At 46.0% G+C, this 15506-nt stretch carries 13 protein-coding genes; 6 read left to right on the forward strand and 7 right to left on the reverse strand.

Annotated elements, in window-relative coordinates; all coding sequences use genetic code 11:
- The first annotated feature begins 62 nt into the window (after nucleotides 1-62).
- The 3 genes from yciA (at nucleotide 63) to KIO97_RS02490 (ending at nucleotide 1280) form a co-directional block, all read left to right on the forward strand.
- Entirely contained in the window at nucleotides 63-458 is a 396-nt protein-coding gene (gene yciA / locus KIO97_RS02480; protein ID WP_010649449.1) for an acyl-CoA thioester hydrolase YciA, read from the forward strand.
- A 120-nt stretch (nucleotides 459-578) separates the two neighbouring features.
- Nucleotides 579-875, forward strand: a complete 297-nt coding sequence (locus KIO97_RS02485; RefSeq protein WP_005430936.1) for a YciI family protein — start codon at nucleotides 579-581, stop codon at nucleotides 873-875.
- A 3-nt stretch (nucleotides 876-878) separates the two neighbouring features.
- Nucleotides 879-1280: a GspS/AspS pilotin family protein gene (locus tag KIO97_RS02490; protein WP_038889955.1), complete on the forward strand. Its 402-nt coding sequence runs from the start codon at nucleotides 879-881 to the stop codon at nucleotides 1278-1280.
- Nucleotides 1281-1375: 95 nt separating this feature from the next.
- Here the strand turns inward: KIO97_RS02490 and metE are convergent, their stop codons facing one another.
- The gene (gene metE / locus KIO97_RS02495) at nucleotides 1376-3658 is read right to left on the reverse strand and encodes a 5-methyltetrahydropteroyltriglutamate--homocysteine S-methyltransferase (RefSeq protein WP_285380840.1); all 2283 of its coding nucleotides are present in this window, start codon (nucleotides 3656-3658) and stop codon (nucleotides 1376-1378) included.
- A gap of 264 nt (nucleotides 3659-3922) precedes the next feature.
- On the opposite strand from metE, the gene metR reads away from it, so the two are divergent.
- Nucleotides 3923-4834, forward strand: a complete 912-nt coding sequence (gene metR, locus KIO97_RS02500; RefSeq protein ID WP_010649441.1) for an HTH-type transcriptional regulator MetR — start codon at nucleotides 3923-3925, stop codon at nucleotides 4832-4834.
- A gap of 23 nt (nucleotides 4835-4857) precedes the next feature.
- Here metR and KIO97_RS02505 read toward each other — a convergent pair whose 3' ends face one another.
- The 3 genes from KIO97_RS02505 to KIO97_RS02515 all read right to left on the reverse strand — a co-directional run bounded on the left by KIO97_RS02505 (nucleotide 4858) and on the right by KIO97_RS02515 (nucleotide 8498).
- A complete protein-coding gene (locus tag KIO97_RS02505) occupies nucleotides 4858-5058 on the reverse strand; it encodes a DUF4250 domain-containing protein (protein ID WP_005445023.1) in 201 nt (66 codons plus the stop codon).
- Nucleotides 5059-5242: 184 nt separating this feature from the next.
- The gene (locus KIO97_RS02510) at nucleotides 5243-5953 is read right to left on the reverse strand and encodes a hypothetical protein (RefSeq protein WP_012128355.1); all 711 of its coding nucleotides are present in this window, start codon (nucleotides 5951-5953) and stop codon (nucleotides 5243-5245) included.
- Between the two features lie 88 nt (nucleotides 5954-6041).
- Nucleotides 6042-8498, reverse strand: coding sequence for an EAL domain-containing protein (locus KIO97_RS02515; protein ID WP_285380842.1), 2457 nt, complete (start codon nucleotides 8496-8498; stop codon nucleotides 6042-6044).
- A 413-nt stretch (nucleotides 8499-8911) separates the two neighbouring features.
- Here KIO97_RS02515 and KIO97_RS02520 point away from each other — a divergent pair, with 413 nt between their 5' ends.
- Nucleotides 8912-11296: a YgiQ family radical SAM protein gene (locus KIO97_RS02520; protein WP_285380845.1), complete on the forward strand. Its 2385-nt coding sequence runs from the start codon at nucleotides 8912-8914 to the stop codon at nucleotides 11294-11296.
- Nucleotides 11297-11601: 305 nt separating this feature from the next.
- Entirely contained in the window at nucleotides 11602-12084 is a 483-nt protein-coding gene (locus KIO97_RS02525) for a hypothetical protein (protein WP_233969214.1), read from the forward strand.
- 172 nt (nucleotides 12085-12256) lie between these two features.
- Here the strand turns inward: KIO97_RS02525 and KIO97_RS02530 are convergent, their stop codons facing one another.
- The 3 genes from KIO97_RS02530 to KIO97_RS02540 all read right to left on the reverse strand — a co-directional run bounded on the left by KIO97_RS02530 (nucleotide 12257) and on the right by KIO97_RS02540 (nucleotide 15486).
- Nucleotides 12257-13579, reverse strand: a complete 1323-nt coding sequence (locus KIO97_RS02530; protein WP_285380847.1) for a CoA-disulfide reductase — start codon at nucleotides 13577-13579, stop codon at nucleotides 12257-12259.
- Nucleotides 13580-13655: 76 nt separating this feature from the next.
- Nucleotides 13656-15062, reverse strand: a complete 1407-nt coding sequence (locus tag KIO97_RS02535; RefSeq protein WP_012128363.1) for a cation:dicarboxylate symporter family transporter — start codon at nucleotides 15060-15062, stop codon at nucleotides 13656-13658.
- A gap of 40 nt (nucleotides 15063-15102) precedes the next feature.
- On the reverse strand, nucleotides 15103-15486 hold the full coding sequence (locus tag KIO97_RS02540; RefSeq protein WP_012128364.1) for a RidA family protein: 384 nt from the start codon (nucleotides 15484-15486) through the stop codon (nucleotides 15103-15105).
- Between the last annotated feature and the right edge of the window lie 20 nt (nucleotides 15487-15506).

A 15506-nucleotide genomic window follows, 5' to 3' on the forward strand; every position in this document is an offset into this window, starting at 1 on the left:
CTTTTGGCGTTGCCTTATTGCAACCCTCTCAGACTGCGTTGCTAGATTTAATGGATGTCAAAATGAGTCAGGAAATTCAATCCCCTCGCGGCCAACTGCTGCTTCGCACCCTTGCTATGCCTGCCGACACTAACGCCAATGGCGATATTTTCGGTGGCTGGATCATGTCTCAGCTCGATTTAGCGGGCGGTATTCTTGCTAAAGAAATCTCTTCTGGTCGAATCGTAACGGTATCAGTATCAAGCATCACCTTTAAAAAACCCGTTCGAGTCGGCGACGTCGTATGTTGTTACGGCGAATGTACTAAAATAGGCCGCACTTCTATGAGCATTGATCTTGAAGTCTGGGTGAAGCCAATTAAAGAGCACGGTATCGAAGATCGTTTCATGGTTTGTGATGCCACGTTCAACTACGTTGCGATTGATAGCGAAGGCAAACCACGCCCAATTCAGAAGTAACGAATAACTCAATAAAACAGAAATGCTAGGAAGAGTCTCACAATTTTTCATGTTTACTTGTGAGTGGCACAAAAAAGGCGTTAAATTAAGGCTTTACCCTACCAATTAAGGAACTATGCTATGTGGTACGTCATCTTTTCTCAGGACGTCGAGAATTCGCTGGAAAAACGTCTAAGTGTTCGCCCTCAACACCTTGAGCGCTTGCAACAACTTCAAGACGAAGGCCGCTTACTAACAGCAGGTCCAATGCCAGCCATCGACTCTGATAATCCGGGTGAAGCGGGCTTTACTGGCTCTACTGTCATAGCAGATTTTGCTTCTTTGGAAGAAGCCCAAGCCTGGGCAGATGCCGATCCATACATAGCGGCGGGTGTTTACGAAAATGTCATCGTAAAACCGTTCAAGAAAGTGTTTTAAGTTATGAAAAAATTACTGTGTCTCTTCCTCGCATTTGGTGCGTTAGCTGGTTGTTCATCAAATGATGATAAACAGCGCCAACTTGAGCTAATGGCTTCAAACCGTGCGGGTGTACTTTCAGCGGGCTTACCGCTTGAATACGGTCCACTTAAGATTTTACGTATCTCATCCAACAAAAATGTGGTTGAGATGATGATGATCTACAACGACGATGCGCTGGGTGCTAAGCCATTAAACCAAGTGGTAAATACCAGTATTTACACTTACTGCAACACACCAGCAGTGCGCGAACAGATTGATATGGGCTTGATGTACCGTATTAAGATCCGCAACTCTCGTGGCCAACTAATGGCGGATGAGTTGGTATCTGAACAAACTTGTACTGCAACTCAGCAGCCACAGTAATGCGCTTGTTCGTTCACTAGAATGAGTAAGAAATCAGATAAGAAGAAAGCGAGGCTCAATGTCCTCGCTTTTTTATTTCCATTCGCTAGCAATCATTACGCGAGCTCAGTTCGTAACTTTTTCGCAGCCGAAACCAGATTCGCTAACGCCGCTTCTGTCTCAGCCCAGTTTCTCGTCTTCAAACCACAGTCTGGGTTCACCCATAAGCGCTCTACTGGCACCTTCTCTGCAGCCTTCTTCAACAGTTCTTCAATCCACTCTTGTGTAGGAATGTTCGGCGAGTGAATGTCGTAAACACCAGGGCCGATTTCGTTTGGATAATTAAACGCCTCAAACGCTTTGAGTAATTCCATATTAGAACGAGACGTCTCGATAGTTATCACATCCGCATCCAAAGCCGCAACGGAGTCAATGATTTCGTTGAACTCGCTATAGCACATGTGCGTGTGAATTTGCGTTTCAGGTTTTGCACTGGCTGCCGACATCTTAAATGCATCCACTGCCCATTGTAGATAGGCGTCATGGTCACGCTTTTTAAGTGGTGAGCCCTCACGAATTGCAGGTTCGTCTATTTGAATGATATTGATACCTGCATCCTGTAGGTCTGACACTTCATCACGAAGTGCAAGCGCTAACTGTTCTGCAATTTCTTTACGAGTGATATCTTCTCGCGGGAACGTCCAACATAGTATCGTCACCGGCCCCGTGAGCATGCCTTTCATCTGCTTACTGGTTAATGACTGCGCGTAGGTAGACCATTCAACCGTGATCGGCTTTTCACGTTCAATATCTGCCACAACAATGGCAGGTTTTACACAACGAGAGCCATAGCTTTGTACCCAGCCGAATTTAGTGGTTTGGAAGCCAGCCAAGTTTTCTGCAAAATACTCCACCATATCGTTACGTTCAGCTTCACCATGAACCAAGACATCAAGGTCTAGCGCTTCTTGACGCTTCACAGCATCAGCGATGTGCCCTTTCAACGCTTGGTTATATTCCGTTTCTGAAAGCTTACCTGTTCTATAAGCACTGCGTTGAACTCGAATCTCTCCGGTTTGGGGAAATGAGCCAATGGTCGTGGTTGGTAACAATGGTAGCCCAAGTACCTCAGCTTGATGGGCGGCACGCTCTGCATAAGGAGCGCTGCGTTGAGTGAATGACGCCGTAATGTTATTGAGTCGCTCTTGCACTTGTGGCTTGTTCACATGAGTCGCCGTCTTGCGATCCTGAATGGGTTGGCTGTAGGTCTCACAAGCTAGAATCGCATTATGGTCTCCGTCTAATGCTCGGCCGAGCAACGCCACTTCCGTGACTTTTTGTTTAGCGAACGCAAACCAGCTTTTGACTTCATCACTCAATGCTGGCTCTAAGTCTAAATCAACCGGGCTATGTAATAGAGAACAAGAGCTCGCGACCCAAAGTCTGTCACCTAGACGTTCTTTTGCAGACTGCAAACGCGCAAGCTGGGTGGTTAAGTCCGTACGCCAAACATTACGGCCGTTCACGACACCAGCCGACAACACCCAATGTTCTGGTAGCTTAGCAATCACCTCATCCAATTGCTCTGGCGAAGCCGATAGATCAATGTGTAAGCCATCGACATTTAATTCGGCAATCTTATCGAGTGTGTCACTTACCGAATCAAAGTAAGTGGTCAGGAGGACTTTTACATCGCTGCGAATCACTTGATAAGCCAATTTGAACGCGTCAGCCCACTTGTCATCAAGTTCAAGTGAAAGAATTGGCTCATCAATTTGTACCCATTCCACACCTTGGCTTGCCAACTTAGAAAGGATCGTTTGGTAGGCTGTCAATAATCTAGGTAGCAGGGTAAGGCGATCAAATCCCTCTTCTACTTCCTTGCCTAGATAGAGATAACTGAGTGGGCCAAGCAGTACAGGCTTTACTTTATGCCCCGCTTTGATTGCTTCGTTCACTTCCTCAAACAACTGCGGCCAACTGACTTCAAACGCATCGTCTTTGCTGAACTCAGGCACAATGTAGTGGTAATTGGTGTTAAACCATTTCGTCATGTCTGAAGCCGCTGCACCTGCACAACCGCACCCCGACTGCGACTGACCGCGGCCAACTTTAAATAAAGTGTCTAGATCTGGGAATCCGTTGGCGTGACGCTTTGGTGTGTGTCCTAGGATTAATGTGGTAGTTAAAACATGATCGTACCAAGCAAAATCGCCAGCAGTTGCAAAGCTCAAACCTGCTTCCGTTTGTGTGTTCCAGTTTTTCTCGCGCAGTCCAGCCCCGAGCTGTTTAAGTTCAGCTTGTTCGATCTCGCCTCGCCAGTATTTCTCTAGTGCAAATTTGAGTTCACGTTTTTCCCCAATGCGTGGGTAACCAAGAATATGCGTTGTCGTAGCCATGTCCGTATTCCTTTTTCTGTGTCTGATATTGAGGTCAGTACATCGGGAACAAAATTCACCAAGATGTCTGGATGGCTAAAACTATCTCTCTCACGCATAGATTGGACAACATCCAATTATTCAACTTGTTTATTAAAAAATTTCATATTGAGCGATCTCACTCGCACTAGATTAAAACAAATAGACGTCTAGACGTTTACATATCTAGTTTTTCTCGTTAAGTTAATAAAGCTCATGGCAGACACATAAGGATGAAAGGGATTCATGATAGAGTTGAAACACTTACGCACCCTCACCTCGTTGAGAGATACAGGGTCACTCACTGCGACCGCGACGGCATTGCACTTAACGCAATCCGCCCTTTCACACCAAATCAAAGACCTTGAATCTCGTATTGGCGGACAGCTATTTTTGCGAAAAACCCGCCCGGTAAAGTTCACGTCTGAAGGCGAAATCTTGCTTCGTCTCGCCGATGAAGTGTTACCAAAACTCGCCAGAGCCGAAAACGAACTTGCCAGCCTCAAAGAAGACGTAAATGGCCGTTTGCATATGGCGATAGAATGTCACTCTTGTTTCCAATGGCTGATGCCTGCTCTTAAGGAATATCAACTCACTTGGCCAAGTGTCACGCTTGATTTCTCCTCTGGCTTTGGTTTTGAGCCGCTTCCCGCCTTACTTGCAGGGGAATTGGATTTGGTGATCACATCCGACATACAACCACGCTCTGAAGTGCACTATGAACCACTCTTTGATTTCGAAATGCGTCTGATTACTTCCACTAGTCATCCGTTAGCCGACAAAGACATCATTGAGCCAAACGATCTGGCTGATCAAACCATGCTTTCCTACCCGGTTCAGAAGCAAAGGTTGGATGTAGTAAAACACTTCTTACAACCTGCAGGAATTGAACCTGCCAAATGGAAACAGGCAGACAATACCCTAATGCTGGTCCAAATGGTGTCGGCGGGTTTGGGCGTAGCGGCATTGCCGAATTGGGCGATATCGGAGTTTTCTCGCCAAGGGCTGATCACAAGTAAACCTTTTGGTGATGGGTTATGGCGACGCTTGTTTGCAGCAACACGAAACTCGGAAAAAGATAAGCGTTACTTGCAAGCCTTCTTTGCAACCGCACGCCAACAATGCAAAAGCCACCTTGACGGCATCAAGATGGCTTAGAAAATTCGGAAAGAGAAACGAGATTAGCGTTCGTAAGATTTGAATTGATTGGTGAGTGGGTCATATTGGTAACCAAGCATATCAAGCTTGCCCACCACCGATTCCACATCCATCTCATACATAGAAACCAGTTCTTCAAAGCTGTCGCACTCTAAGCGCAGCTTTTCATTAACGATACCCAGCAAGATAATGCTGTCCCAGTTACTCACATTGCTTAAGTCCATAGCGACACTCCTCTAAAACAAGGTATTCGACCTCAATTCTGTTGAGCACATGCGTCTTGGCGCGCTCTAAACAAATAGAGGCTGTATCTAAAGCGTAGACTTAATCTAATGATTTGAAAGTGAGCTCGATCTAAATCCCGAGCTCACCAATAGGAATTCTGACAGGAATGTTATGCTAGAGGGCTTAAGCACCTAGCTGAAATAGACCTTGAAGGCTAGTCATTGAAGCAAGAGCAAGCAGTAGTGCCGCTGCTAACTGAACTTTGTTCGGTGCTTTATGAGTAAAGATGTGCCAGCACCAAACCACAATTGCCATAATCAGCATCGCCAGTGATGCCAAGATATGTTGCGTGACCGAGTTTAGTGTCGCTTCATCCAATTGATAAGCGGAAAACAAAGTCATCACCACCAACAACATCCCCGATACCACACCGGTCACAGGTAAAATACGGTGGAAAGCTTGCAGACGGCTACGTGCAATAACCAGAAGCAGCTGAGCAAATGCCGCACCTAAGAAGAAGATCATTAGTGCCATTGACGCTGAAGCGGCCCAATGCGGTTGTTCGAACACTTGAATACTCACATAAGCAAACGCCAAGCCGTTCGCCAAATGCAGTGCCCATAACGGACCTTTTTCACGAGTCTTTTTAGTTTGAACTTGAGAGTAGAAATAGAAGATCGCGAACACGACCATAAAGGCTTCAATACGCAATGAAGCCACTGCTAACCAAAGAATACCAATTGATGGCAACATCTTGTGCAAACGACCACGTTGACCCGGACAGATATCGCCCTTAATCAACAGCAAGGTCAACAGCGCTTGCGCGCCAAACAGCATTGGAGGAAAAGTTAACAGCAGTTGTTGAATCATGTTGAATGCAAACTCAAAAGTCATTTTGGGGTGGCGATAATAGCAAATCGCCTACCGCCAAACCACCTAAACCCAATATGGCTTTTAGTTATTACTCATGGGTAAGCATCCATTAGAGTGAAGCCAAATAACCCAGCACATCCTCTTGCGTCAACAAACCGCGATATTCGTTTTGCGAGTCACATAAAATCCATGGGAATTTGACCCTCGCTTTAACTAAGGCTTTCACTTCTGATACCGGTAAGCTCGCATCCACTCGTTCGAACTCCGTATTCATCACTTGGTTAACTGGACGCTTCCAGATACGGTTCTCTCGCTCCGATTCCAGATCCGTCCCCATCGCAGGTGTTAAATGCAAATTGATCTGCTCCTTAGTAATCAAACCAACACAATGCTTTTCATTGATCACAACCAAGGGCGCATCGGGGCTAAGGTTCATGTATTCAACCGCTAGTGACAAAGGCTCGCCGGGATCTAAACGCCTCACATCACGATGACTGAGTGAGAGCAGCGATTCATCATGATTAGGTTTTACTACTATCCCATCAAACAACGACTTGTGGCATTGCGGCTTATCCAATAAAACCAGAGGAACCGCTTGAGAGAATAAGTAACCTTGCATGTAATCAACACCAACGTTGGCTAGCACTTTCAATTCCTGTTCCGACTCAACGCCCTCCGCGACCACCTTTACATTGAGCTTATGGGCCAGCTCAGTCATCATCTTAACGATGTTGAATTTCGTGCTGCCTTCTTCGATGTTCTTAACAAATTTGCGGTCAATCTTGATCAGATCAAAATGCCCTTTCTCCAAGTAAGAAAATGACGAGTAACCAGTACCAAAATCATCAATTGCTATCTTGATGCCCTGCCCGCGCAACTCCTCCAACGCTACCGTATGCTCTTGGTCTTGCTCAAAATACGCCGTTTCTGTAAGTTCAATAGTAATTCGACTCGGGTCCACATCACTCTCAGAAATTAAGTCTAAAGAACTTTGCAGTACTTGGAGAGCGTCTAATTTGGTATTCAACGAGCGATTGATGGTTAAGCCAACATCTTCGCCATAAATCTTTTGGATATGAGTTAATTGCTTCAATGCTTTCCGACAGACCACATCATCCAAGGCGGCAATCAATTCAAGATCTTCCACCATCGCAATCATTTCCTGCGTATCGTAGGTTTTATTTTGATGATAAAAACGCGCTAACGCCTCAAACTTCACCACTTTCCCACTTCGAGTCTCAATGATAGGTTGGTAATAAACATCGACAAGTTGACTCTCAATTTGCGCTCTCAAAAATGCTTCAAGATGGGAACGCTTGACCAACTCATCGTGCAATTCACTGTTATAAAAACTGAAGTAATTTTGGTCATCTGACCGAGAAGAGATCATCGCTTGCGCGGCGTGGACTAATGCATGCTTTGGGTTGTCAGTATCGTAACCCAGTACTGATATCCCGGTTTGTCCTTCAATAATGACATCATGCATACTCGAACCCAACTCCCTTCTTAATTCCACAAAAAAGCCTCTCAATGCAATTTGAATCAACCTCAAAGGGCTGAGCCATTGGCAACGAGGCGTTTGCAAACAGACGGCGAAAACATCTTTAGATAACTGACCCACAATACTCGCGTGGCGACTTCGCATTAAAAAATCAGCGAACCCAAGTTGCTGTTCAAGCGCCGTTTTTTCCGAGAAACAGGGGCGCAGAGCCATCACAATGCTCAAGTCTTTGTTACTGTTTTCTCTTGCTAAATTTCCAAGCTGAGTTTCAAACTCATCACGTGGAGGCAAAAAGGCAGAATATTGTTGGGTTTGCTCACCCGCTTTCTTCATCCAAAGCAGAGAAGCAGAAATATCCGTCGAAACGCCAAGATACAGGGTTCGACCAGACGTAAAGTTAAGACGATAAATACACAAATGGTGCGCTTGATGGTTTCCTTTTGAAGTGCGACTTAATAAGTTACCGCTCCAGTAGCCTGCTTGGTCAATCTGCTCCCACATGTCGTCGTAGAAAGCTTGGCTATGATGGTCCGAGCTAAAAATGTTGGTTTTCAAACCGATGATATCGCGATTTTCGTACCCCATCTGTTGCTCAAAAGCCCGATTACAACCCAGAATTCGAGTATCTTGGTCAGCAATCAATATTCCCACATTGGGCAAGTCAAAAATGGTTTCGAGGATTTTCGCCAATTCATCACTGCCAGTGATCGTCAATTGAGGAATGACGGTACCTTGAACAATGTGATCATTCAGGCGCTCAAAGCTCATATCGACGTGAACGAGCATGGCTTCGTTTGACATTAAGCAACAAGACAAGTTGCCATGTCCTCCATGACGCTCTATCTGAGCAATTTTTTCTCTTGCAGTGTCTTGTTGCCCCAACAACATATGCTCCAGCAATTCATCCAACCCGCTAATCGGTTTCTTTAAACCAAATGCGGACATCATGCCCTTTTGGTCACATTCAAATTCTCGGGTCTGGATATCATAAGACCAATCGATAACTTGAGAATGACCGGATGCGGGCTGCACTTCTCCTTGTGCGATAGACACTAATTCACTCATAACCTAGCCCCCCTGTTTGTATCAGCCATGACTACGAATATTGATTACCCACGGTGTCGCCTGATTTTGCTGTAGTTTTATGATTGCAAAGTGGTCAAACACCATTTGGAACGTCGATACGCTAGGTCAATATTCAAAGTCAAAATGACGTGTGCATTAGCATGCACTTAATTAAATTATAGAAAGAGTTTTTGATAAGCACACTGTTGCTCAACAATAAATTTTCATTGTCTGCAAAGCCAATAACCATAAGGCTTTGAAGGACATAACGCAGTAAAAACCACCAGCCTAATTGCGAGTTATTTTCATCTAGCAATAAAACTTACTGAACTAAGCTTGATATGGGGACTTGGGTATAGATACCTGATTATCAAATCGCTATAATTCGCGCTCCCTGGAACAGAGAGCAAAATATGACCAACGACATTACTCCTATTCATGAGTACAAAAAATACTGGGCTGAGTGTTTTGGTACGGCACCTTTCTTGCCGACCAGCCGCAAAGAAATGGACGCCCTAGGATGGGATAGTTGTGACATTATCATTGTCACGGGTGACGCGTATGTAGACCACCCGAGCTTTGGTATGGCGATCATTGGTCGTCTTCTAGAAGCTCAAGGCTTCCGTGTCGGTATCATTGCTCAACCAGAATGGAACAACAAAGATGCTTTCATGCAGCTTGGTAAGCCAAATCTGTTCTTCGGGATCACCGCGGGTAACATGGACTCCATGATCAACCGTTACACGGCGGATAAAAAGCTTCGTCACGATGATGCGTACACACCAAACAACGAAGGCGGTAAACGTCCTGATCGTGCAACCTTGGTGTATTCACAGCGTTGTCGTGAGGCCTACAAAGGCACGCCTATTGTTCTTGGCGGTATCGAAGCAAGTTTGCGTCGTGTGGCTCACTACGATTACTGGTCAGACAAAGTTCGTCGCTCTGTGCTGTTCGATGCGAAAGCGGACATTCTTCTTTTTGGTAACGCTGAGCGTGCCCTAGTAGAAGTCGCACATCGTCTTGCAGATGGCGAAGACATCTCGACCATGACCAACATTCGCGGTACTGCGGTTAACCTGCCAGCAGAGCCAGAAGGTTACACCGTTATCGATTCTTCTCGTATTGAGAAACCTCGTAAAGAAGCGTTCGTACCAAAGAACCCTTACGAAGTGGAAACTCAGTGCGATACCAAAAAAGAAGAGCCTGTTGCACAGCCAATCACGATTCGTCCATCACGTCATGATGCTGCGAATACAGCGGTGCGCTTACCTGCCTTCGAAAAGCTGCACAATGACCGTATTCTTTATGCGCATGCCAGCCGTATTCTGCACTTAGAAACCAACCCATATTCGGGTCGTGCTCTACTGCAACGTCATGGTGACCGTGAACTTTGGGTAAACCAAGCGCCAATCCCTCTGACTACAGAAGAGATGGACTACGTATTCGGCCTATCGTACGCGCGTGTTCCTCACCCTATGTATGGCAAAGCAAAGATCCCTGCTTACGACATGATCAAAACCTCGGTTAACATCATGCGTGGCTGTTTTGGTGGCTGTTCTTTCTGTTCGATTACTGAGCACGAAGGCCGTATCATTCAAAACCGTTCACAAGAATCCATCATCAATGAGTTGGAAGAGATCCGCGACAAAGTCCCTGGCTTTACCGGTACGATTTCTGACTTGGGTGGTCCAACGGCAAACATGTACCGTCTTGGCTGTAGCGATCCAAAAGCAGAAGCAAACTGTCGCCGCCCTTCTTGTGTGTTCCCGGGTATCTGTAACAAGCTAAACACGGACCACAAGCACACCATCGATCTTTACCGTGCCGCGCGTAAAGTAGAAGGCGTGAAGAAAGTCATGATCGCATCTGGCGTACGTTACGACCTTGCGATTGAATCACCAGAATACGTGAAAGAGCTGGTAACTCACCACGTAGGCGGTTACCTGAAAATTGCACCTGAGCATACCGAGAAAGGCCCACTGGACCTGATGATGAAGCCGGGCATGGGCACCTACGATCGCTTTAAAGAGATGTTTGAGAAGTACAGCGCGGAAGCAGGTAAAAAACAATACCTAATCCCTTACTTCATCTCAGCACACCCAGGTACAGAAGACGAAGACATGCTGAACTTGGCACTATGGCTGAAGAAGAACAACTTCGAATGTGACCAAGTACAGAACTTCTATCCATCGCCGATGTGTAACGCAACGTCGATGTACTATTCAGAGACTAACCCTCTGAAACGCGTGAAGTACAAGCAACGTGAAGATGTGCCGGTGGCAAAAGGTGAACGTCAACGTCGTCTGCATAAAGCCCTACTTCGCTACCACGATCCTGCTAACTGGCCAATGATCCGCGAAGCGCTGATCAACATGGGTAAAAAACACCTGATTGGTGATAAACCAAACTGTCTGGTTCCAGCAGAAGACATTGATGCGCAAACACCAGCACAACGTCGTAAGTCTGGTCGTCACGGTGCAAACCGTTTTGCAACCAAACACACCAAGAACCAACCAGGCTTTGGTGGTCACTTGAATAAACGCTCTGAAGGTGGCTCTCGCGACGGCAAGCCATCTGGCAACCGCAACGGTTCAGGTAAAGCGCAAGGCGGACAAAACGGCCAAGGTCGTGGCAACCAAAACCGCGGTAATGGTGGCGCAAATGGTCAGCGTCCTAACTCGGGCTCTCGACCAGGCGGTAACAACCAAAACCGTTCAAACGGCACAGGTTCACAAGGTCAAGGTCGTCCTCAAGGACAAGGCAAACCAGTGGGTCAACGCAAACCGAAACGCCGTTAATTCAATATGACTTGAATACTAAAAAGGGCTCCAGAGTTAACTCTGGAGCCCTTTTTTTTGTCTTTCGTTTGTAAGTATCACTGCGACGCTATTAAGAACTGCACACTAGAAACCCAATCGTCATAAAGCGGCCTTTTGGAGCATCATGTTATGTCTTTCTATAATCACAGTGAGGTAAGCGAGCACTTGATGTCTAGTCATCTACTGAGAGCAGGACTACTAATGAATGAATTGACGCAACATTGACATAATTGATCTAAATCAATTTTAGTGTGTTTCGCATAAGCAAAATAGGAAGTATAAGTATGTCAAACAAGAACTATGTAACCATCTTAATGCTGCTTTGCGCATTTTCCACGAGCGCGAGTGCAGAAAACAAAGACGACATTGATAACATAAAAAATAAAATCGGCGATATCCAAGATAGCATCTCTCAATCGCAAGACACCATGCAATTCGTTAGATCGGTTTCCGGCTCAACCTTTGTACCAGAACCTAAACACAGTAAAGATATGCCTTCTTACAGTTACTTCACGATAGAGAGCTACGACATATTCAGCAGCCCTTCTGGCAAACGTATGATTCAAGCCGTTATCACCAACAACTCAGGCGGTGGTATTAAGCTCAAGACATCCCAAATCAAAGCGTACTTTGGTGGCCAAGTGTACTTATCCCCTTCTTCGATTGAGCAGGACGATAAATTCGCTCAAGGAGAAACGAAGTCGGTCACTTTGCATTTTGGTGAGAATAGCGCTTCTATCCTTGGTTTAATGACCAGAAACTACTAAGCGATTTTGGGGCTCAAGCTTTTCTCCAACAATCGATAGCAGCTAGGCTGATGCAATCCCCTTTTGAGTCATCAGCTTCTCCTAAAACTATGCTAGAAACAGATACTAAAAAGGGCTCCAGAGTTAACTCTGGAGCCCTTTTGTTTTGTCAGAATGAACTTGGATAGCTAACTTATTTCGCTACGTTGCCTGCAACGTTTAGTGCATCCCAAGTACGTGCAAATGGTGGTGCGTAGCAGAAGTCCATGTAGCCTAGTTGCTGTGTTGTCATCTTCGCAGTGATGGCAACAGCGAGTGCGTTGATTCGGCCTACTGCGCCCTTTTTACCAACGATTTCGCCACCAAGCAGCACATTGGTTTCTGGGTGGTAAACCAGCTTCACTTTAATGTCTTCTTGGCCTGGGTAGTAGTCGGTTTGGTTCTTATCTGAAATGGTTGAAACCTTCACTTCCAAACCGTGTTCTTTGGCTAGAAGTTCTGATACGCCTGTGCATGCCAGTTCGTAGTCCAGCACTTTCAAGCAAGACGAGCCCAAGAAACCACTCATGTAAGTGTCTTTGCCTGCAAGTTTGTCAGCCATCATGCGCGCTTGCTTATTCGCTGTGGTTGCAAGTGGAACATACACTGATTTACCCAGCGCCATGTGGTGAACGACTGCACAGTCGCCAGCAGCGTAAATGTGTGCATCTTCTGTTGCGCCAAACTCATCTACGAGTAGTGCGCCGTTCGCGGCTTTTGGTAACTCGAATGCTTCTGTGTTTGGTTTGAAACCAAGTGACATGATCACAACATCTGCTTCAACATTGCCGTTGTCGGTTTCTACGATGTAACCGCCCTGCTCCGCGTCGCGAATGGCTGATACGCTGCAACCGGTTTTAAGCTCAGCGCCAGATTCACGAATCGCACCTTCTACCACTTCAATCATCTCAGGGCTGAACTGACGACTCATCACGTGTTGTTCACGCTCAATGATGGTGACGTGTTTACCTAATAGATGTGCGGCATCGAACATTTCAAGGCCGATAAAGCCGCCGCCGATAACACAAACGCGTTGTTTGTTGCTGTCCTTAAGCGCTTCTTTTACTGCCAAACCATCTTCCATGCTGGTTAGCGTGTATACGTGCTCTGGGTTGAACTCGCCAAACGATGGCACGATTGGGCGTGCGCCAGTGGCAATCACCAACATATCGTAATCGATGGTGCTTTCTTCACCTTGGTTACGAACTTTAATCTGCTTTTCTGTGCGGTCTAGTGCCACCATTTCAGTTTCAATGCGCACGTCTAAACCAGATTTAATCGCTTGCTCTGGCGTACGAGAAATCATGCGCTCAGTGTCATCAAACATGCCACCAGCAAAGTAAGGTAAACCACACGCACCGAACGAGATGTAATCGCGCTTATCCAACACAATCACTTCATCTGATGGCTGATTACGTTTGTATTTCGCTGCGAAACTCATACCTGCAGCGCTACCGCCTACGACAACAACTTTCATATTTATTACCTAAATAATCTGAACTCAGGAAAAACGGAGAGCACCCGCGTTGGGTGCTCTTTATTAAGTTTGGAAATTACACTGCTGCTTCTTTTGTTACTGTTGCAGCCACATCAGCATTGTATTGCTCAGTGTTTAGTGAGCCATTCTTCTTCGCGGTTAGTACACCTGACAACATTGAGCCAGAGATGTTAAGCGCGGTACGAGCCATGTCGATAAGTGCTTCGATAGAAACCAGAATCGCCACAACCGTAATGTCTAGACCCATGATAGTCAGTACTGCTACTGCTGCGAACGTTGCACCGCCACCAACACCTGCGATACCGAATGATGCAATCGCGATTACAGCAATCAGTTGTACGATGAAGCCTAGGTCAACTGGCATACCCATTACTTGAGCCGCCATGATAGCTAGCATTGCTGGGTAGATACCCGCACAACCGTTCTGACCGATACTGGTACCGAATGTTGCTGACATGTTTGCTGTTTCTTCGTCCACACCTAGACGTTGAGTTTGAGTTTCAACGTTTAGTGGGATTGCCGCCATGCTTGAGCGAGAACCGAAGCCGAATACTAGCACTGGCCAGATTTTCTTCATGAACTTCGCAGGAGACAGACCGAACATAGACACCATCACGAAGTGGATAGCGAACATTACACCGATTGCCACGTAGCTTGCTAGTAGGAAGCGACCCATTTCTGCTAGTGCGAACAAATCGTTTGTCATCATGAACGTAGTCATCAGAGCAAATACACCGTAAGGCGTCAGCTTCAGAATCTCACGTACCATTGAAAGAACTACTTCTTTTGCAGAGTTGATGAAATCAACGAAGTTTTGCACTTTCTCTGGCTTACGGTTTTTCACTTGCAGGATACAGTAGCCAAGGAACATACCGAACAACACTGTCGATAGTGTCGATGTACGCTCAGAGCCCGTTAGCATGTCAAAGATGTTGGTTGGGATGATAGACAGTGCCATACCTGACAGACCGCTGCTCGCCATTGCATCTTGCGTCGCTACTAGTGCATCACCACGAGCTTCAATCGCACCGTTGGTACCAATTGTGCTCACTAGTGCGTTTGCATCGATACCGAATAGGTAAATACTTGCGATGCCCACTGCCGCAGAGATAGCACAAGTGAAAAGTAGAATACCGATGATCTTTGGTGCGATACGCGAAAGTGCACCACCACCTTCTACGTTCATGATCGAAGAGATCATCGCTACAAATACTAGCGGGATTACGATCATTTGTAGAAGCTTGATGTAGCCTTTACCGAACACAGAAATCAGTTCAGCAAAACCAGCCGTTGCAACGTTGCCTACACCAAATACGAGCTGAATCGCACCGCCGAATAACAGGCCAGCAGCAAGCGCACTCAGTACGCGGAAGTTAAAGCTTTTCTTTTGTTTTTTGAAGTTCGCAAGTAATGCGTAGAACCCAAAGAACAGGATGCTCAATCCAATAAATGAAACGCTCATGAGAATCTCCTATTGATACCCATTTATGTCCGAAAATCGGTTATTTTTTGTATGCAATGGCTTCAACTTCAACCAATGCGTCTTTTGGTAGTCTTGCTGCTTCAACACAAGAGCGAGCTGGTGCGTTTTCTGTACCAAATACCTCTGTGTACACTTCGTTAAATGCGGCGAAGTTTTCCATATCTGATAGGAAGCATGTTGTCTTCAATACTGTGTCTAGGCCCGCACCGCTTGCTTCTAGAACCGCTTTTAAGTTCTCTAGAGACTGACGAGCTTGCTCTTTGATGCCGCCTTCAACAAACTGCATGGTTTCTGGAACCAGTGGTAGTTGGCCTGATGTGTAAACCATGTCGCCGTAAGCCGTACCTTGAGAGTAAGGACCGATAGCTGCTGGTGCTTGCTGCGTGGCAATGATCTGTTTCACAATGTAACTCCTAAGTTATT

This window comes from Vibrio sp. B181a (assembly GCF_030248375.1).
Classification (GTDB): Bacteria; Pseudomonadota; Gammaproteobacteria; order Enterobacterales; family Vibrionaceae; genus Vibrio; species Vibrio campbellii.

What these genes read in the sequence shown, in the direction of transcription:
- yciA (WP_010649449.1), top strand. Translation starts at nt 63, where the DNA reads ATGAGTCAGGAAATTCAATCCCCTCGCGGCCAACTGCTGCTTCGCACC.
- KIO97_RS02485 (WP_005430936.1), top strand. Translation starts at nt 579, where the DNA reads ATGTGGTACGTCATCTTTTCTCAGGACGTCGAGAATTCGCTGGAAAAA.
- KIO97_RS02490 (WP_038889955.1), top strand. Translation starts at nt 879, where the DNA reads ATGAAAAAATTACTGTGTCTCTTCCTCGCATTTGGTGCGTTAGCTGGT.
- metE (WP_285380840.1), bottom strand. Translation starts at nt 3,658, where the DNA reads ATGGCTACGACAACGCATATTCTTGGTTACCCACGCATTGGGGAAAAA.
- metR (WP_010649441.1), top strand. Translation starts at nt 3,923, where the DNA reads ATGATAGAGTTGAAACACTTACGCACCCTCACCTCGTTGAGAGATACA.
- KIO97_RS02505 (WP_005445023.1), bottom strand. Translation starts at nt 5,058, where the DNA reads ATGGACTTAAGCAATGTGAGTAACTGGGACAGCATTATCTTGCTGGGT.
- KIO97_RS02510 (WP_012128355.1), bottom strand. Translation starts at nt 5,953, where the DNA reads ATGACTTTTGAGTTTGCATTCAACATGATTCAACAACTGCTGTTAACT.
- KIO97_RS02515 (WP_285380842.1), bottom strand. Translation starts at nt 8,498, where the DNA reads ATGAGTGAATTAGTGTCTATCGCACAAGGAGAAGTGCAGCCCGCATCC.
- KIO97_RS02520 (WP_285380845.1), top strand. Translation starts at nt 8,912, where the DNA reads ATGACCAACGACATTACTCCTATTCATGAGTACAAAAAATACTGGGCT.
- KIO97_RS02525 (WP_233969214.1), top strand. Translation starts at nt 11,602, where the DNA reads ATGTCAAACAAGAACTATGTAACCATCTTAATGCTGCTTTGCGCATTT.
- KIO97_RS02530 (WP_285380847.1), bottom strand. Translation starts at nt 13,579, where the DNA reads ATGAAAGTTGTTGTCGTAGGCGGTAGCGCTGCAGGTATGAGTTTCGCA.
- KIO97_RS02535 (WP_012128363.1), bottom strand. Translation starts at nt 15,062, where the DNA reads ATGAGCGTTTCATTTATTGGATTGAGCATCCTGTTCTTTGGGTTCTAC.